The sequence below is a fragment of the Streptomyces flaveolus genome, assembly GCF_044765825.1.
GTDB classification, from domain to species: domain Bacteria; phylum Actinomycetota; class Actinomycetes; order Streptomycetales; family Streptomycetaceae; genus Streptomyces; species Streptomyces flaveolus.
Genome location: NZ_JBIWKU010000013.1, coordinates 1 through 16,620 on the forward strand (window position 1 = coordinate 1; position 16,620 = coordinate 16,620).

At 72.6% G+C, this 16,620-nt stretch carries 19 protein-coding genes; 12 read left to right on the forward strand and 7 right to left on the reverse strand.

Annotated features, from left to right (window positions below; translation table 11 throughout):
- From ACIRG6_RS31300 to ACIRG6_RS31315, 4 genes are all read left to right on the forward strand, one after another.
- Positions 1 to 711: lactate utilisation protein LutB domain-containing protein (locus ACIRG6_RS31300; protein ID WP_403325109.1), on the forward strand; the 711-nt coding region annotated here is incomplete at its 5' end.
- On the forward strand, positions 708 to 1,349 hold the full coding sequence (locus ACIRG6_RS31305) for a LutC/YkgG family protein (protein WP_403325110.1): 642 nt from the start codon (positions 708 to 710) through the stop codon (positions 1,347 to 1,349). The genes ACIRG6_RS31300 and ACIRG6_RS31305, both read left to right, overlap by 4 nt.
- 110 nt (positions 1,350 to 1,459) lie before the next feature.
- Entirely contained in the window at positions 1,460 to 2,296 is an 837-nt protein-coding gene (locus ACIRG6_RS31310) for an endonuclease/exonuclease/phosphatase family protein (protein WP_364684720.1), read from the forward strand.
- Between the two features lie 29 nt (positions 2,297 to 2,325).
- A complete protein-coding gene (locus ACIRG6_RS31315; RefSeq protein WP_364822583.1) occupies positions 2,326 to 2,898 on the forward strand; it encodes a chloramphenicol phosphotransferase CPT family protein in 573 nt (190 codons plus the stop codon).
- On the opposite strand, the gene ACIRG6_RS31320 is transcribed toward ACIRG6_RS31315, so the two are convergent.
- Entirely contained in the window at positions 2,888 to 3,085 is a 198-nt protein-coding gene (locus tag ACIRG6_RS31320) for a hypothetical protein (protein WP_364822580.1), read from the reverse strand. The genes ACIRG6_RS31315 and ACIRG6_RS31320 overlap by 11 nt on opposite strands.
- A 20-nt stretch (positions 3,086 to 3,105) precedes the next feature.
- Positions 3,106 to 4,158 carry an aldo/keto reductase gene (locus tag ACIRG6_RS31325; RefSeq protein ID WP_365024629.1) on the reverse strand — a complete coding sequence of 351 codons (1,053 nt, stop codon included), beginning with the start codon at positions 4,156 to 4,158 and terminating at the stop codon, positions 3,106 to 3,108.
- 170 nt (positions 4,159 to 4,328) lie between these two features.
- Between ACIRG6_RS31325 and ACIRG6_RS31330 the strand changes: the two genes are divergently transcribed.
- Together ACIRG6_RS31330 and ACIRG6_RS31335 are read left to right on the forward strand one after the other, a co-directional pair.
- On the forward strand, positions 4,329 to 5,000 hold the full coding sequence (locus ACIRG6_RS31330) for a dienelactone hydrolase family protein (protein WP_403325111.1): 672 nt from the start codon (positions 4,329 to 4,331) through the stop codon (positions 4,998 to 5,000).
- Between the two features lie 67 nt (positions 5,001 to 5,067).
- On the forward strand, positions 5,068 to 5,736 hold the full coding sequence (locus tag ACIRG6_RS31335) for a phosphoribosyltransferase (protein WP_364684705.1): 669 nt from the start codon (positions 5,068 to 5,070) through the stop codon (positions 5,734 to 5,736).
- Positions 5,737 to 5,936: 200 nt separating this feature from the next.
- Here ACIRG6_RS31335 and ACIRG6_RS31340 read toward each other — a convergent pair whose 3' ends face one another.
- Both ACIRG6_RS31340 and ACIRG6_RS31345 read right to left on the reverse strand, forming a co-directional pair.
- Positions 5,937 to 6,653 (reverse strand): hypothetical protein, encoded by a 717-nt coding sequence (locus ACIRG6_RS31340; RefSeq protein WP_364684703.1) that lies wholly within the window; start codon positions 6,651 to 6,653, stop codon positions 5,937 to 5,939.
- A gap of 86 nt (positions 6,654 to 6,739) precedes the next feature.
- On the reverse strand, positions 6,740 to 7,531 hold the full coding sequence (locus tag ACIRG6_RS31345; RefSeq protein ID WP_403325112.1) for an IclR family transcriptional regulator: 792 nt from the start codon (positions 7,529 to 7,531) through the stop codon (positions 6,740 to 6,742).
- Between the two features lie 139 nt (positions 7,532 to 7,670).
- On the opposite strand from ACIRG6_RS31345, the gene hutH reads away from it, so the two are divergent.
- Both hutH and ACIRG6_RS31355 read left to right on the forward strand, forming a co-directional pair.
- Positions 7,671 to 9,206 (forward strand): histidine ammonia-lyase, encoded by a 1,536-nt coding sequence (gene hutH / locus ACIRG6_RS31350; RefSeq protein WP_364822572.1) that lies wholly within the window; start codon positions 7,671 to 7,673, stop codon positions 9,204 to 9,206.
- Between the two features lie 76 nt (positions 9,207 to 9,282).
- Complete coding sequence (locus ACIRG6_RS31355; protein ID WP_403325113.1) at positions 9,283 to 9,858, forward strand: HutD/Ves family protein; 576 nt, start codon at positions 9,283 to 9,285, stop codon at positions 9,856 to 9,858.
- Positions 9,859 to 9,958: 100 nt separating this feature from the next.
- Here ACIRG6_RS31355 and hutG read toward each other — a convergent pair whose 3' ends face one another.
- Together hutG and hutU are read right to left on the reverse strand one after the other, a co-directional pair.
- Positions 9,959 to 10,948 (reverse strand): formimidoylglutamase, encoded by a 990-nt coding sequence (hutG, locus tag ACIRG6_RS31360; protein WP_364684695.1) that lies wholly within the window; start codon positions 10,946 to 10,948, stop codon positions 9,959 to 9,961.
- Positions 10,945 to 12,630 carry a urocanate hydratase gene (gene hutU, locus ACIRG6_RS31365; RefSeq protein WP_403325114.1) on the reverse strand — a complete coding sequence of 562 codons (1,686 nt, stop codon included), beginning with the start codon at positions 12,628 to 12,630 and terminating at the stop codon, positions 10,945 to 10,947. Before hutU ends, hutG begins: the two co-directional genes overlap by 4 nt.
- A 212-nt stretch (positions 12,631 to 12,842) precedes the next feature.
- Between hutU and hutC the strand changes: the two genes are divergently transcribed.
- Positions 12,843 to 13,592 (forward strand): histidine utilization repressor, encoded by a 750-nt coding sequence (hutC, locus tag ACIRG6_RS31370; protein WP_318216428.1) that lies wholly within the window; start codon positions 12,843 to 12,845, stop codon positions 13,590 to 13,592.
- 3 nt (positions 13,593 to 13,595) lie between these two features.
- Here the strand turns inward: hutC and ACIRG6_RS31375 are convergent, their stop codons facing one another.
- Entirely contained in the window at positions 13,596 to 14,453 is an 858-nt protein-coding gene (locus ACIRG6_RS31375; protein ID WP_365024597.1) for an IclR family transcriptional regulator, read from the reverse strand.
- 143 nt (positions 14,454 to 14,596) lie between these two features.
- Between ACIRG6_RS31375 and ACIRG6_RS31380 the strand changes: the two genes are divergently transcribed.
- The 3 genes from ACIRG6_RS31380 (at position 14,597) to ACIRG6_RS31390 (ending at position 16,605) form a co-directional block, all read left to right on the forward strand.
- Positions 14,597 to 16,051 (forward strand): amino acid permease, encoded by a 1,455-nt coding sequence (locus ACIRG6_RS31380; RefSeq protein WP_403325115.1) that lies wholly within the window; start codon positions 14,597 to 14,599, stop codon positions 16,049 to 16,051.
- Positions 16,052 to 16,219: 168 nt separating this feature from the next.
- Positions 16,220 to 16,468 (forward strand): FAD-binding protein, encoded by a 249-nt coding sequence (locus tag ACIRG6_RS31385; protein ID WP_403325116.1) that lies wholly within the window; start codon positions 16,220 to 16,222, stop codon positions 16,466 to 16,468.
- Positions 16,465 to 16,605, forward strand: coding sequence for a hypothetical protein (locus ACIRG6_RS31390; protein WP_403325117.1), 141 nt, complete (start codon positions 16,465 to 16,467; stop codon positions 16,603 to 16,605). Before ACIRG6_RS31385 ends, ACIRG6_RS31390 begins: the two co-directional genes overlap by 4 nt.
- Positions 16,606 to 16,620 lie beyond the last annotated feature (15 nt).

Sequence of the window (16,620 nt, forward strand, 5' to 3'; positions counted from 1 at the left end):
CTGCCCGAGACGCTGATCTCCGTGGTCGGCATCGAGAAGGTGATCCCCACCTGGCGGGACCTGGAGGTCTTCCTCCAGCTCCTGCCCCGTTCCTCCACGGCCGAGCGCATGAACCCGTACACGTCGATGTGGACGGGAACCACCGACGCGGACGGTCCCCGTACGTTCCACCTGGTCCTGCTGGACAACGGCCGCACCGACACCCTCGCCGACGAGGTCGGCCGCCAGGCCCTGCGCTGCATCCGCTGCTCGGCCTGCCTGAACGTCTGCCCGGTCTACGAACGCGCCGGCGGACACGCCTACGGCTCGGTGTATCCGGGCCCGATCGGCGCCATCCTCAGCCCTCAGCTGCGGGGCACGGGCAGCGAGATCGACGCCTCCCTGCCGTACGCGTCCTCGCTGTGCGGCGCCTGCTACGAGGTGTGCCCGGTCGCCATCGACATCCCCGAAGTCCTGGTGCACCTGCGGGAGAAGGTCGCCGACCAGGGCGGTAAGGGGCACCGGCTGGAGAAGGCCGCGATGAGGACGGCGACCTGGCTCCTCGACCACCCGGCCGCCCTCGCCGCCGGCGAACGGCTCGCGTCCGGGACGCGGAAGCTGCATCCCAAGCGGCTCCCCGGACCCGGCGCGCGCCAGTGGACCAACAGCCGTGATCTGCCGGACGTGCCGGCCGAACCGTTCCGTGACTGGTGGAAGAAGAACCACGCATGACCCCTCCGTCCTCCTCCCGCGACCGCGTCCTCGGCCGCGTACGCAGAGCTCTCGCGGACGCGCCCGAGGCCCCCGAGGTCTCGCGGGACTACCTGGTCAGCCACACACCGGACGACCCGGCCACGGTGCTCGACCTCCTCCACGAGAACCTCGCCGACTACCGGGCGGGCGTGCACCGCAGCACCCGGCAGGGGCTGGCGGCACTGATCGGCGAGCTCCTCGCCGACCACGGCACGCGCAGTGTCGTCGTGCCGCCCGGCCTCCCCGGCGACTGGCTGGCAGGCTCCGACGCCCGGCAGCGCTTCGACGACGTCCCCCTGACGCCGGAGGAGCTGGACTCCGTCGACGCCGTGGTCACCGGCTGCGCCCTGGCCGTCGCGGAGACCGGCACCGTCGTCCTGGACGCCGGCCCGGGGCAGGGCCGGCGCGCCCTCACCCTCGTCCCCGACGTGCACATCTGCGTCGTCGACGCCCGAACCCAGGTGGTCGCCTCCTTGCCGCAGGCCCTGCCCCGTCTCGACCCCACCCGCCCGAGCACCTGGATCTCCGGCCCGTCCGCCACCAGCGACATCGAGCTGGACCGGGTGGAAGGCGTCCACGGGCCCCGCACCCTGGAGGTCGTCCTGGTGGTGGACTGACCGCCGCAGGGGCCGGTGAGCGACCGGAAGCCCATGTTGCCGGCCGAGTCCGTCGCCTAACCTCGTGCGTGGACCCGTCGGACCGCACGTGCGGGCACAGCGAGGAGGCGATCGTGCGCGGAAGGAACACCTGGTGGTTCGCGGGCGCGTTGGCGGTCGCCTGCCTGCTGATCGTGGGCCGCGGCGCGCCGGGCGACGGCCCCGTCGCCGGGCCACTGCGCGCCGACGCCGTCAAGGACGTCGTGCCGAACCGGGTGATGACGTGGAACATCTGCAACCCCTGCGACGAGAGCAACGCCGACCGGGCGGCGGAGATCGCCGCGTACGCGCCGCAGGTCATAGGTCTGCAGGAGGCGTGCGTACGTGACGTCGAGAAGATCCGCGACTACCTGGAGGGCGTCCACGGGCTGGTCTACCACGTCGCGTACGGATCGGTACTGCACAACCGGGGACGTTGCGGCGGGTGGCCGTGGAATCCGGGAGCCTTCGGCCAGGCACTCCTCTCGGCGGCTCCGATGACGGACCGCGTCAACGTGGAGTATCCCGACGGCGGGTCCGAGGACCGCGGGTACATGGCCGTCACCACGACCGTGGGCGGCCGGTCCGTCCGGGTCTTCGACACGCACCTGGCCCAACGGCGTCAGGAGGCGGTCCGGGCCGGCCAGACCGCCGTACTCGCCGCGGCCGTCGGCCGGTACGACCGTGCCATCGTGCTCGGCGACTTCAACGCCGTGCCGGACACCCCCGAACTCGACCCGTTCCGGGAACTGGCCGCGGACGCGGATCCCGGATGCCGTCCCTCGCCCGTCGGCACCTGCCAGGCGACCACCGACTGGGAGAGCAAGTTCGACTACGTCTTCCTGCGGGGCATCGTCCCGCTCCGGCACCGCGTGCACCCGACGCCGTACTCGGACCACCACCTGCTGCTCGCCGACCTGCGCACGTGACGTGACCGGCCGTCTGGCATCATGCCCGGATGACGGCAGGGCGGATCATCTTCCTCAACGGCACGTCCAGTTCGGGCAAGTCGAGCATCGCCCGCGAGCTGCTCGACGTCCTCGACGACGGGGTCTTCTTCCACCTGGCGGTGGACAGCTTCAACGCGATGCGCACCAAGCGTGCCCTCGACGACGAGGAACTCGACACGGCGCTGCGGCGGACCAGGATGGGCTTTCACCGCTCCGTCGCGGCCATGGCCGAGGTGGGCAACGACGTCGTCGTGGACCATGTGCTCAGTGAGCCGTGGCGGCTGCTCGACTGCCTGTCGGTCCTGCCTCCCGAACGCGTGCTGTTCGTGGGCGTCCACTGTCCGCCGGAGGAACTCACGCGCCGGGAGCGGGCGCGCGGCGACCGCCCGGTGGGCCTCGCCGCGCACCAGTACGACCTCGTCCACCGGCACGGCGACTACGACCTGGAGTGCGACACCAGTACCGCGACCCCGCGGGAATGTGCCGAGCGGATCAAGAGCTTCCTTCCGCACCTTCCCCGGCGCACCGCCTTCGCCCGCCTGCGCGACCGCCACTCGGTGGGCGGCGCACCTACCGGGTGACGACGTTGAACGCCGGCCGGCGGCGCGGCCGTACGTCCGGAACGCCGAGGTCCCGCAGGATCGGCATGAGGGTCTCACCGAACTGCCGGAACGTCTCCTCGGCCTCCCGGACGTCCACGACGAGCCAGCCGTCCAGCCGACCAGTCGGGCGAGCCGTCCGCGCGCGGGCCTGCGCCGGACAGGTCACGGGACGAGAGCGGGACCGGCTCAGCCCGCGGCCGCCCGTTCCCCGGCCGGGCGCCTGCGCCGTGCGGGCTCGGTGAGCGACGGCGGCTGCCAGGCGCCGTCGGCCCGGTAGAGGTCGGTGCCGGGGGCCACGATCTCGTCGATCCGGTCGAGCACCGCGTCGTCGAGCAGCAGGTCGGCTCCCTTGAGCAGCGCGGTGAGCTGGTCCATGGTGCGCGGCCCGGTGATCACCGAGGTGACGGCGGGGTGGACCAGTACGAAGGCGACGGCCAGTTCCGGCAGCGTGCAGCCCACCTCGTCGGCCAGGGCGACGAACTGCTCGACGGCCGCGAGCTTCGCCGCGTTGCCCGGTACGGCGGGGTCGAAGCGGTGCGGAGTGAGCTTGGCGCGGCCGGTGGTCAGGTCGACGTGCCGGCCCTCGCGGTAGGCGCCGGACAGGAATCCCGAGGCGAGCGGTGACCAGGTCAGCACGCCCATGCCGAGACGCTGCGCGGTGGGCAGTACGGACCGTTCGATGCCGCGCGCGAGCAGCGAGTACGGCGGCTGTTCCGTGCGCAGCCGCATCAGACCGCGGTGTTCCGCCACGTGGTGGGCCTCGACGAGGTCCTCCGCGGGGAACGTGGAGCAGCCGAACGTCCGGATCTTGCCCGCCCTCACCAGATCACCGAGGACGGACAGCGTCTCCTCGATGTCGGTGGTGTGGTCGGGACGGTGCACCTGGTAGAGGTCGATCCAGTCCGTGTCCAGGCGCCGCAGACTGTCCTCGACGGCCCTGAGGATCCAGCGGCGTGAATTGCCGCTGCGGTTGCGTCCCTCCGCCAGCGGAAAGTGGACCTTGGTGGCGAGCACGACGTCGTCACGTCTGCCCTTGAGCGCCTTGCCGACGATCTCCTCGCTCTCGCCGGCCGAGTACATGTCGGCGGTGTCCACGAAGTTGATGCCGGCGTCGAGCGCGGCGTGGACGATGCGTGCGCCGTCCTCGTGGTCGGGGTTGCCGACGGCGCCGAACATCATCGTGCCGAGGCAGTGGGTACTGACCTCGATGCCGGTCTTGCCGAGGACTCGATAGCGCATACCGGTGCTCCGTCGTCGGTGGGGCGGATGGGAGCGTCACTCTAGGAGTTGGAGTGCACTCGACAGCAAGGGAACGGGCCCGCGGATCAGGCGACACGCGGTACGGAGCCGCACGGCCGGGGTACCCGGACCTCCCGGCCCTCGGACAGCCTCAGGGGAGATGAACAGGCATGGCGTCCGAAACCGCGAAGGTCCCCTCGCACCGCGCCACCCTGGACGGCGATCTCACCGTGCCACCCGGCGCGCGGGGCATGGTCCTGTTCGCGCACGGCAGCGGCAGCTCACGGCTCAGTCCCCGTAACCGCGCGGTCGCCGCAGGTCTGCGCGGAGCGGGGTTCGGGACACTGCTGCTGGACCTCCTGACACCGGACGAGGAGCGCGAGGACATCGCCACCGCCCGGCATCGCTTCGACGTCGCCCTGCTGGCACGGCGCCTGGCGGATGCCGTGGACTGGCTGGGACGAAGGCCGGACACGGCCGGCCTGCCCGTCGGGCTGTTCGGGGCGAGCACGGGAGCGGCGGCCGCCCTGACGGCGGCGGCGGAGCGGCCCGCAGCGGTGTTCGCGGTGGTGTCCCGGGGAGGCAGGCCGGATTTGGCGGGCGATGCCCTTCCCCTGGTCGCCGCACCGGTCCTGCTCGTCGTCGGGGGCAGCGACGAGACGGTGCTCGATCTGAACCGTGAGGCTGCCCGGCGGCTTGCGTCGTTCCACCGGATCCACGTCGTCCCGGGCGCTACCCACCTCTTCCCCGAGCCCAGCGCCCTGGAAGAGGTCACCGAAGTCGCCGCCGCCTGGTTCCGTGACCATCTGAGCGAAGGGGCCGGCGGCGACCGCTCCGGCTGACACCGCGGCGGGCCCGGACGCGGTGGCCGTTCCATTCCCACCGGGGGAGAGAGGCAGGCATCAGGTCATGCGATTCCACAATCGCCGGGTGGCCGGCCAGGAACTCGGGCTGCGGCTCGCGGAGTGGGCGTCCGACGGCGAACTGCCCCGCGTCGTCGTCCTCGCGCTGCCCCGCGGTGGCGTGCCGGTGGCCGCCGAAGTCGCCCAGGCACTCGGGGCGCCACTGGACGTGCTCGTGGTACGCAAGATCGGTCTTCCCGGCAGGCCGGAGACGGGCATCGGCGCGGTCGTGGGCGACGACCCGCCCCTGTTCGACCAGCGGGCCCTGGAGCTGCTCGGCCTCAGCGAGGACCGCCTCGTCCAGGACGTGGCCCGGGAGCGTGCGGAACTGGGACGCCGCGCCCTGCTCTACCGGGGCGACCGGGCCACGCCCGACGTCGAGGGCCGCACCGTGGTCCTCGTCGACGACGGCCTGGCCACCGGCGCCACCGCACGCGCCGCCCTCCGCCATCTTCGACGGCTGAACCCCGCCCGGCTGATCCTCGCCGTTCCCGTCGGGGCCCCCGCGGCCGCCGCCGAGATGCGCGCGGAAGCCGACGACGTCGTGTGCCTCCGACAGCCGCCGGACTTCCGCGCCGTCGGACTCTGGTACGACGACTTCGAGCAGGTGAGCGACGAGGAGGTCATCGAGATCCTGAACACCCGCAGGGCGGCCTCGTCCCCCGGCACGTACTGAGGTCCGTCTTTCGCGGGCCGGTCATGGCCCAGGACAAAACATGTGTGCCGCTCTACCGTGAGAAGCATGAGCAGCCACATACGCGAATCCACACCGCGGACCGAATACGTCTGCCCGGTATGCCGTCATCCCGTCGGCAGCGAGATCAGACGGCACAAGAGTCTCGGTATCTTCGTCCCCTCCTGGGGTCCGGGCCCGTGTCACAATCCCGACTGCGCCGCATACGAGCCGGAGCGACCCCGACCGCGTTCCCACTGAGCCGGGAGAGGCCCGGTCGCAGGGGCGACACACGCGGAGACATCCGTTTCCGCGCCCGCCGCCACCCCCTTCTCGCAGAGGCGGCCGCCCTTCTCGCGCAGGTCCAGGCGGAAGTGCGTCGTCCTGCCCACCTGCTCCAGGCCGTGGATGCGTTCGTCGATGTAACCCAGGTCGTTGAGGGTCTTCCTGACCTTGGCCGGGGTTGGCTCCGAAACCGCCTGCAGCGCCTGGATGATGCGCTGTTCGTGCTGGACACTCGCGCACCAGTCACGGTCGTTCAACTCCGCCTCGGGACCCGTGGGGGCGCCGGGCTCGATCGGTTCGTCCGGAGGGGTCTCGCCCGGCGCGAGGCTCTCCCGCCCCGCCGAGCCGGTCGGCCTCCTGTCGGCCGGACCCTGCCCGGTTTCTGTTCCGCTCTCACCGGTCGCGGAGCACGGCTGCGCAACCCTCTCGAGCATCGCCGTGAACGCCGCCTGATCGGGGCCCGGCGGTGTGGCACTCTCCTTCGCGCCCACGCTGCCGCCCGGCTCGCTCCGGGATTCACCGTCATGCGGCCTCTCGATGCCGCAGCCGGCCAGCGCCAGGGCCGCGAGGGCGGCCGCCGCGAGGGCACGCCGCGGATGGGCGAGCGGGCTGAGGGAAGCAATGATCCGTGTCATGGACGCAGTCTCCGGCCGGTGCCACGCGCCCCACATGAGTATGCGTACTCATCCACACACTCACGGAGCGGGGTCGAGCGTCTTCCCTACGGCTCGGGGCCCCGCCCGGTCCGCGCCGGGGTGACGCCGCCCACGCGGCGGGTCAGTTCCCGCGCGGTCTGCGCCACGTGAGCCGCGATCCGGTCGCGTTCCGACGCGTCGGCCGACTCACCGGGGAAGGTGACGGACACGCCCGCGATCGGATGGGCGTGGTGGTCCAGCACGGGCGCGGCGACGGACGAGAGGCCGGGGGTGACCTCGCCCTCCTCCGTCGCATATCCCCGGCGCCGCACCTGGGCCAGCAGACCCCGCAGGGCCGTCAGCGACGCGGGACCGACGCCGTGCCGCAGCACGAAGGCGGACCGGTCCGGGAAGATCGCCCGCACCTGCGCGGGCGGCAGCAGTGCCAGCACCGCCCGGCCGCTGGCGGTCAGGTGGGCCGGCAGCCGCACCCCCACCTCGCTGACGAGCGGCGCCCGGCCCGGAGCCCGCTCCTCGATGACGTAGATGACCTCGCGGCCGTGCAGCACGGCGAGGTTGGCGTTGTGCCCGGTACGGTCCACGAGCGTGGCCAGCGGCACCCGGGCCAGCCGCTGGAACGGCGCCTGGCGCTCGTACCCGGAGGCCAGCTCGAAGGCGCTGACGCCGAGGCCGTAGCGCCGCTCCTCCGGCAGATGGACCACGAAGCCCTCGGCGGCGAGGGTGTCGAGCAGGTGGTAGGTCGTCGAGCGGGGCAGCCCCACGTCGCGGCTGATGGCGGCCGCGGGCACCGGTGCGGCCTGCCGCGCCAGATAGCGCAGCACGGCCAGCACCTGCGCGGCGGCGGGGACCATGCTCATGGGGCGAGAGTAGACCAGTGGCGGGGCCGGCCATGTGTCTGGGATCTCAGACGTTCCCGGGCCGCAATGTCTTGGATCCCAGACACTACTGATCCGGAACCCCTCGCACACCCCCGCCCGCCTGCGGCTTCATAAGGGCATGACCGTTGTTGTTGGTGTCGGCGCGCTCTCCGCCGACGAAGTCGTGTCCGTCGCCCGTCGCGGCACCCCGGTGGCACTGGCCCCGGAGGCGCTCAAGGAAATCGCCCGCAGTCGCGAGGTCATCCAGGCCCTCGCCGACGACGCCAAGCCCCACTACGGCGTCTCCACCGGTTTCGGCGCCCTGGCCACCCGTCACATCCCCACCGCACTGCGGGCCCAGCTCCAGCGCAGCCTGGTGCGCTCGCACGCCGCGGGCTCGGGTCCCGAGGTCGAGCGCGAGGTGGTCCGCGCGCTGATGCTGCTGCGCCTGTCCACCCTCGCCACGGGCCGTACGGGCGTACGGACGCAGACCGCGGAGGCGTACGCCGCGCTGCTGAACGCCGGCATCACCCCGGTCGTCCACGAGTACGGCTCGCTCGGCTGCTCCGGCGACCTCGCCCCCCTCGCCCACTGCGCGCTCGCCGTCATGGGCGAGGGCGAGGTCCGCACCGCCGACGGTGTGCGGGGGCCCGCCGCCGAGGCGCTCGCCGACGCGGGCATCACCCCGGTCGTGCTGGAGGAGAAGGAGGGCCTCGCCCTCATCAACGGCACCGACGGCATGCTCGGCATGCTCGTCCTCGCCGCCCACGACCTGCGCCTCCTGTTGCGGACGGCCGACATCGCCGCCGCGATGAGCGTCGAGGGCCAGCTCGGCACCGACGCCGTGTTCGCCGCCGACCTCCAGGCGCTGCGCCCGCATCCCGGCCAGGGCGACAGCGCCGGCAACCTGCGCGCCCTGCTCGCCGACTCGGCGATCGTCGCCAGCCACAAGGGACCGGAGTGCACCCGCGTCCAGGACGCGTACTCGCTGCGCTGCTCGCCGCAGGTCCACGGCACGGCCCGCGACACCCTCACCCACGCCGAGCTGGTCGCCTCCCGCGAGCTGGCCGGCGCCGTCGACAACCCCGTCGTCACCCTCGACGGCCGGGTGGAGAGCAACGGCAACTTCCACGGCGCCCCGGTGGCCGCCGTCCTCGACTTCCTGGCCATCTCGGTCGCCGATCTCGCCTCGATCTCCGAGCGCCGCACGGACCGGTTCCTCGACCCCGCCCGCAACCGCGGCCTCAACGCCTTCCTGGCCGACGACCCCGGTGTCGACTCCGGCCACATGATCGCGCAGTACACGCAGGCCGCGATCGTCTCCGAGCTCAAGCGGCTCGCCGTACCGGCCTCCACCGACTCGATCCCCTCCAGCGCCATGCAGGAGGACCACGTCTCCATGGGCTGGTCCGCCGCCCGCAAGCTGCGCCGGGCCATCGACGGGCTCGGCCGCGTCCTCGCGGTGGAGATCTTCACCGCCGCCCGCGCGCTCGACCTGCGGGCGCCGCTGAGCCCGGCGCCGGCCACCGCAGCGGTACGCGACGGGCTGCGCGAGACGGTCGACGGCCCCGGCACCGACCGCTGGCTCGCCCCCGAGATCGAGGCGACCGTCCAGTACGTCACCTCCGGCCGCGCCCTGGCCGCCGCGGAGTCGGTCACCGGCCCGCTGGTCTGACCAGGTCGACGTCCACACCTCCCGGGCCGGCCGGCCCGGGGGGTTTCCGGCTTTTCGAGATGCGAGAGGGCACCACATGGCACCACAGATTCTGCGGGCGTCGGAGCGGACACCCGCGCCGTGGAAGAACGGCGGAGGCGTGACGTCTGAGGTCGCCGTCCACCCGCAGGGCGCCGGGACCGACGACTTCGCGTGGCGGGTCAGCGTCGCCGACGTCGCACGCAGCGGACCGTTCTCCACGTTCGACGGCGTCGACAGGATCATCACCGTCGTCGACGGGCCGGGCATGGCACTGACCGTCGACGGGACCCCGCACGTGGTGGACGCCCCCTACGAGCCCTTCGCCTTCCCCGGTGACGCCGTCACGGAGTGCCGGCTGCTCGACGGACCGATCGTCGACTTCAACGTGATGGCCCGGCGTGCCGGGACGACGGCGCGGGTCCGCGTCGAGCGCGCGCACACCTGCGTACGACCCGGCACCGGGACCCGCGTCCTCGCGATCGTCCTGGAGGGGACGGCCCTGCTCCACGGCGCGTCCGTCCGCCTCGGCCGTCTCGACGCCGTCCTCTTCTCCGACCAGGACCCCGTCGACACCATCGGCGTCGACGGGGTCCTGGCGGTCGTCGACCTCGTCGACCGGCCCGGTCACTGACCGGGCCGCCCGCCCGAGAAGCCGCGGCCGCCAGGCCGCGGCTTCGTCGCGTCTCACGGCCTGGCGGCCTGATGGGGGGCGGGTGCGCGCCCGCGGGGTGTCACGCCAGGGCGGTCACCATGCGGTGGATCAGGCGGGCACCGGCGCGGGCGGTACGCCGGTCCACGTCGAACTCGGGGTTCAGTTCGGCGATGTCGCAGACCGCGAGCCTGCCGCTCGCCGCCACCCGGGCGCAGACCCGCTCGACGACGTCCATGGGCACGCCGTAGGCGGCGGGGGCGCTGACGCCCGGTGCGACGGCGGCGGGCAGCACGTCGAGGTCGATGCTCAGGTGCACCACGTCGCAGCTCACGAGGAACTCGTCGACGAACCTCTCGGTGCGCGCCAGGTCGAGCAGACCGCACTCGGTGTCGGGCAGATGACGGACCCCGAGCGAGTCCGCGGTGCGGAACAGCCGCTCCGTGTTGCTCGGCTGACTCACGCCCAGCACCCAGTAATTGAAGTCCCGGCCCTGCCGCGCCTCGCTCTGCGCCATCTGCAGGAAGGGCGTGCCGGAGCTGGGCCGGACGTCGTCGCGCAGGTCGAAGTGCGCGTCGAGGTTCAGCACCCCGAGCCGGCCGCCCTCGCGCACCGCCCGCGTCTGCGCCAGCCCGATGTAGCTTCCGTACGCGACCTCGTGGCCGCCGCCCAGCACCATCACCGGGTGGCCGCGGTCGACGAGCGCGGCCACCGCACCGCCCAGGCGCTGCTGCCCCGTCTCCAGGTCGTCCTCGCCGTCCCCGGCGACCTCGATGTCGCCCGCGTCGAGCGCCCGCAGGGGCCTCGGCAGCGCCATCGACGCGAGGGCGCCGCGCAGGGCGTCCGGGCCGTTCGCGGCGCCCTGCCGGCCCTTGTTGCGGCGCACCCCCTCGTCGCTGCGGAAGCCGACGAAGGCGGCGTCCCCCGGGGCCGCCCCTGCCGGGTCGAGGTGCACGGCGTGGTGCCAGCGCAGGTTGTCGGCGCCGGGGCCGTCGTCCCGTCCGGTCCAGGGCGCGGCCGGGACGTCCGTGCGGACGAGCGGGGTTCGGCTGCCCGTGGTCACGGCACTCACGCGGCGCCGCCCTCGGTCTCCGTCATCGGGATGCGTACGCCGCGCTCCTTCGCCACCGTGGTGGCGTGCTCGTAACCGGCGTCCACGTGCCGGATGACGCCCATGCCCGGGTCGTTGGTCAGGACGCGGGCGAGCTTCTGCGCCGCCAGCTCGGTGCCGTCGGCGATGCAGACCTGGCCGGCGTGGATGGAGCGGCCCATGCCGACGCCGCCGCCGTGGTGGATGGAGACCCAGGAGGCCCCGGAGGAGGTGTTCACGAGGGCGTTGAGCAGCGGCCAGTCGGCGATGGCGTCGGAGCCGTCGAGCATCGACTCGGTCTCGCGGTAGGGCGAGGCCACGGAGCCGGAGTCGAGGTGGTCGCGGCCGATGGCGACGGGCGCGGACAGCTCGCCGGAGGCGACCATCTCGTTGAAGCGCAGACCGGCGCGGTGCCGCTCGCCGTAACCCAGCCAGCAGATGCGGGCGGGCAGCCCTTCGAACGCCACGCGCTCGCCGGCCATCTTCAGCCAGCGGTGCAGGTGCTCGTTCTCCGGGAAGAGCTCCATGATGGCCTTGTCGGTGGCCTCGATGTCCTTGGGGTCACCGGAGAGGGCGGCCCAGCGGAACGGGCCGAGGCCCTCCTCGAACAGCGGCCGGATGTGGGCCGGCACGAAGCCGGGGAAGTCGAACGCCCGCCGGTAGCCGGCCTTGCGGGCCTCGTCGCGGATCGAGTTGCCGTAGTCGAAGACCTCGGCGCCGGCGTCCAGGAAGCCGACCATGGCCTCGACGTGCTTGGCCATGGACGCGCGGGCGCGCTCGGTGAAGCCGGCGGGGTCCTTGCGGGCCTGGTCGTGCCACTCCTCCAGGCGCACGCCGACCGGGAGGTAGGACAGCGGGTCGTGGGCGCTGGTCTGGTCGGTGACGATGTCGACGGGCGCGCCCCGCTCCAGCAGTTCGGGGAAGATCTCGGCGGCGTTGCCGGTCAGACCGATGGAGAGCGGCTTGCGCTGGTCGCGGGCCTCGACGGCGAGGCGCAGGGCGTGGTCCAGGTCGTCGGCGGCGACGTCGAGGTAGCGGTGGGCGATCCGGCGCTCGATGCGGGACGGGTCGCAGTCGACGCAGAGGGCCACGCCGTCGTTCATGGTGACGGCGAGCGGCTGGGCGCCGCCCATCCCGCCGAGTCCCGCGGTGAGGGTGATGGTGCCGGCCAGGCTGCCGCCGAACTTCTTGCGGGCGACGGCGCCGAAGGTCTCGTACGTGCCCTGAAGGATGCCCTGGCTGCCGATGTAGATCCACGAACCGGCCGTCATCTGGCCGTACATGGTGAGTCCCCGGGCTTCCAGCGACCGGAACTCCTCCCAGTTGGCCCAGTCGCCGACCAGGTTGGAGTTGGCCAGCAGCACGCGCGGCGCCCACTCGCTGGTGCGCATCACGCCGACGGGCTTGCCGGACTGCACCAGCAGCGTCTCGTCGTCCTTCAGCGTCTTCAGCGTGCGGACGATGGCGTCGTAGGCCTCCCGGTTGCGGGCGGCCTTTCCGGTGCCGCCGTAGACGACGAGGTCCTCGGGGTGCTCGGCGACCTCGGGATCGAGGTTGTTCATGAGCATCCGCAGGGCGCCTTCCTGCTGCCAGCCGAGGCAGTTCAGTGCGGTACCGCGCGGGGCACGGACGGTGCCCGGTGCCGCGGGGGAATCGCTGGTCATGGGGACTCCTCACAAAAGGTCGAGCCGTTGTCCCGCCATGACACGGCAGCGGCGGACACGGAACCAGCGGCGCCCGGCGGATTTCTCGGATCCGAGACCCTTCCTGGCGTCCGACGGCGCCGGCTCACTCGCGAGCGGGCCCTCCCTTAGGATTCCCAGCGGATACGAGGCAGCCAGTGCGGCGAAGGACGAGGACGGTGGGCGGCTTGGTCGTGGATCCAGCGGAGCTCGGCCGGTTGTACGAGCAGCGCACCTCCGGCTCCGTTCCCGCGTACCGGCGTGTCAAGGACCTGGTCGCCGAGCGGATCGCCGGCGGCCACTGGCGTGAGGACGACGCGCTGCCGTCGGAGAGCCAGTTCGTGGAGGCGCTCGGTCTGTCCCGGATGACGGTCAACCGCGCCCTGCGCGAGCTGGCCGCCGAGGGCGTCATCCGGCGGGTCATGGGGGTCGGCAGCTTCGTCGCCCCGAAGAAGGCCAGTTCCGCCCTGCTCGAGGTGCACAACATCGCCGACGAGGTACGCCACCGCGGCCACCGCTACGAGGCCCGTGTGCTGTCCGTGCGCGAGGAGCGGGCCGACGAGAAGACCGGCGCGCACCTGGGTCTCGGCACGGGGGAGCCGGTCTTCCGTTCCCGGGTGGTCCACTACGAGGACGGGGTGGCGATCCAGCTCGAGGACCGTTACGTCGTTCCGGCGTTCGCGCCCGGCTATCTGGAGCAGGACTTCACCCGGCAGACGCCGTTCACGTTCCTGTCCAAGGTCGCGCCCCTGGGCAAGGGCGAGCACATCGTGGAGGCGGTGCTGGCCTCGCCGGAGGAGTGCGCGATCCTCGGTGTCGCGCCGTCCGAGCCCTGTCTGCTGATCCAGCGCCGCACCTGGTCACGGGACGCGCTCGTCAGCATCGCGCGGCTGCTGCACCCCGGTTCGCGTTACCGGCTCGAGGGTGCGTTCGCGACGCACTGACGCTCACGCGGCGGCCGCCCCCGCCGCCGGGGCCGGCGCATGGCCCGACACGGCCGCGGTGAGCCGTGCGGCGCCGTGCCGCAGGACGTCCCGCACCTGGGCCGCGTCGTGCCGGCAGTGGTGGCGGCGCCAGGTGGTGCTGATCGCCGCGACGGGCCGCCCGTTGTGGTCGAACGCCGCCGCCCCCATCGAGCAGAATCCCCTGGTCACCAGTTCGACCTCCTGGGACCAGCCGCGCTCCCGCTCCCGGGCCAGCTCGCCGGCCAGCTCCGGCAGCGTCCGCGGCCCCCGGCCCGTGCGGGAGGTGAGGTCGCCCGGCCGGGGAAACAGCGCCCGCAGCTGCGCCTCGGAGGTGTGGGCGAGGATGGCGCGGCCGTTGGCCGTGAGGTGGGCCGGCAGGCGCACGCCGATGTCGGTGACGAGGGCGATGTCGATGTCGCCGGTCCGGCCCGCGGGTGGCCGTTCCTTGAGGAGGTAGACCGTCTCCGCGCCGTGCAGGATCCCCAGGTGCACCGGCTGGCCGAGGCGGCTCGCGAGTGTGTGCAGGAGGGGGCGGGCGAGCCGCTCCAGGGGCTCGTGCCGCAGATAGGCGGAGCCCACCTCGAAGGAGGTGACGCCCAGCCCGTACGCCTGCTCCGCCGGTACGTAGGTGACGAAACCGCGGTCGGTCAGGACCTTGAGGATGTGGTAGGCCGAAGACCGCGGAACTCCCAGGTCACGGGCGAGGGTTGCGGCCTGGACCAGCCCGGGGCGCCCGGCGAGGTACACCAGCATGTCCAGCGCCCGGCCGACGGCCGGTGACGCGCTCGACGACGCGTTCGACGGCGGCGGCGTGCTCGGCGCCGGCTCGCGTTCACTCATCGGACCACCCCTTGACGCTCCTGTATAGACAGGAATATACAGGCCGTCGTCCCCGCCGCGAGCTCGGACGACGGACCGGCGGGACCGACACGGAAACCGCTCCGTCACCTTCCGGCGCACACCCCGAACAGGGAGACACTCGTTTGCGTACCGACACCGCCGGTCTGAGCCGCGGGCTCCGCTCCCGGCACATCCGCTTCATGGCCCTCGGCTCCGCCATCGGCACGGGGCTCTTCTACGGCTCGTCCGAGTCCATCCAGGCCGGCGGGCCCGCCGTCCTCCTGGCCTATCTGATCGGCGGAGCGGCCGTCTTCCTCGTGTTGCGGTCCCTCGGCGAGATGGCCGTGGCCTCGCCGAGCGCCGGCTCCTTCGGCGAGTACGCGACCAGGCACCTCGGCCCGCTCGCCGGGTTCACCACGGGCTGGACCTACGCCTTCGAGATGGTCATCGTCTGCGTCGCGGACATCACCGCGGTCGGTGTCTACATGGGCTTCTGGTTCCCCGACGTGCCGCGCTGGATCTGGGTGCTGGCCGCCGTCCTGCTCATCGGCGCGCTCAACCTCGTCAGCGTCAAGGTCTTCGGCGAGCTGGAGTTCTGGCTCTCCCTGGTGAAGATCGTGGCCATCGTCGCGATGATCCTCGTCGGCATCGCCGTGATCGCCTTCGGTCTCGGCAGCGGCGACGGCCATGTCGGCCTGTCGAACCTGTGGAGCCACGGCGGCTTCTTCGCCGGCGGCGCCGACGGCTTCGTGATGTCGTTCGCCGTGGTCATGTTCGCCTTCGGCGGCACGGAGATCATCGGCGTCACGGCCGGTGAGGCCGAGTCCCCGGAGAAGACCATCCCGAGCGCGGTCAACTCCATCCCGGTGCGCATCATCCTCTTCTACGTGCTGACCCTCGCGGTGATCATGTCGATCACCCCCTGGCAGGACATCGACGCGTCGGGCAGCCCCTTCGTCGAGATCTTCGCCGGCGTCGGGCTCAAGTCCGCGGCCGCCGTCCTCAACCTCGTCGTCCTCACCGCTGCCCTGTCCGCGATCAACAGCGACATCTTCGCCGCGGGCCGCACGATGTTCGGCCTGGCGGAACGGCGCCAGGGCCCCGCGGTCATGCTGCGGGTCACCCGCAACGGCGTGCCGTGGGTGACCACCCTCGTCATGATCGGGGCCCTGCTCCTCGGCGTGCTGATGAACGTCCTCATGCCCGGCAGGATCTTCCTGATCATCTCCTCGATCGCGACGTTCGCCACCGTCTGGGTCTGGCTGATGATCCTCCTGACCCATGTCAAGGCGCGCAGGACGATGTCCGCCGAGGAGCGGGCGTCACTGAGGTTCCCCGCCCCCTTCTGGCCCTACGGCCAGATCGCCGCCATCGTGTTCATGGCCGCGGTCATGGTGCTGCTCGCCCTCGACGGGAGCACGCGGATCGCCCTGGTCGTCGGCGCGGTGTGGCTGGCGCTCCTCGCGGGCGTCCACGTCCTCTGGGTCCGGCCGCGGCGCCCGGACGCACAGCCGGTGTCCGCCGCGGAGAAGACACCCGGCCCGACCTCGGACGGCGACGCGGCCGGCCTGGAGGAGCCGGCCCGCGCACCGCGATGACGCCGCGGGAGGCAGGCGGCCGCACACCGCGGCCGCCCGGTCGTCTCACGCGCCGGACGCTTGACAGCCCGGGGCGAGCACCGTCCCGTCCTGGCTGGTCCTCGACGCCACCGCCAAGTCCCGCTACCTCTGCATGGGGCTGTTCCCGGGGCAACCCTTCCCCCGGCCGTGGCGCGAAAGCGGCCTCGTGCACCCGGGCGACATCGGGCCAAGGGCGGGCTGGTCACCGACGCCACGGCCCGTGTGCTGCGGGAGGACGGCACGGTGATCGACGGGCTGTACGCCTCGGGCAACGTCTCGGCCGCGGTCATGGGCGCGACGTACCCGGGTCCCGGTGCCACCATCGGCCCCGCCATGACGTTCAGCCGGCTCGCTGCCGACCACATCACGAGGGAGCGGAACATCCGTGGCCGATGAACGCCCGGACCGGTCCGGAAGAAGAGTCGCTCCCGGCCGGCTGCGCCGCGCTCGCCGTGGCGGAGCTGGTGGCCGTGGCGGAGCGCCCGCACGCCGGTCGCCGTGAAGGACCGGCGATCCGCACCTGTCAGAGCTGACACAGGGTCACCCGC

Coding starts and splice junctions, on each gene's coding strand:
- ACIRG6_RS31305 (WP_403325110.1), top strand. CDS start 708: ATGACCCCTCCGTCCTCCTCCCGCGACCGCGTCCTCGGCCGCGTACGC.
- ACIRG6_RS31315 (WP_364822583.1), top strand. CDS start 2,326: ATGACGGCAGGGCGGATCATCTTCCTCAACGGCACGTCCAGTTCGGGC.
- ACIRG6_RS31325 (WP_365024629.1), bottom strand. CDS start 4,158: ATGCGCTATCGAGTCCTCGGCAAGACCGGCATCGAGGTCAGTACCCAC.
- ACIRG6_RS31330 (WP_403325111.1), top strand. CDS start 4,329: ATGGCGTCCGAAACCGCGAAGGTCCCCTCGCACCGCGCCACCCTGGAC.
- ACIRG6_RS31335 (WP_364684705.1), top strand. CDS start 5,068: ATGCGATTCCACAATCGCCGGGTGGCCGGCCAGGAACTCGGGCTGCGG.
- ACIRG6_RS31340 (WP_364684703.1), bottom strand. CDS start 6,653: ATGACACGGATCATTGCTTCCCTCAGCCCGCTCGCCCATCCGCGGCGT.
- ACIRG6_RS31345 (WP_403325112.1), bottom strand. CDS start 7,531: ATGAGCATGGTCCCCGCCGCCGCGCAGGTGCTGGCCGTGCTGCGCTAT.
- hutH (WP_364822572.1), top strand. CDS start 7,671: ATGACCGTTGTTGTTGGTGTCGGCGCGCTCTCCGCCGACGAAGTCGTG.
- ACIRG6_RS31355 (WP_403325113.1), top strand. CDS start 9,283: ATGGCACCACAGATTCTGCGGGCGTCGGAGCGGACACCCGCGCCGTGG.
- hutU (WP_403325114.1), bottom strand. CDS start 12,630: ATGACCAGCGATTCCCCCGCGGCACCGGGCACCGTCCGTGCCCCGCGC.
- ACIRG6_RS31375 (WP_365024597.1), bottom strand. CDS start 14,453: ATGAGTGAACGCGAGCCGGCGCCGAGCACGCCGCCGCCGTCGAACGCG.
- ACIRG6_RS31390 (WP_403325117.1), top strand. CDS start 16,465: ATGAACGCCCGGACCGGTCCGGAAGAAGAGTCGCTCCCGGCCGGCTGC.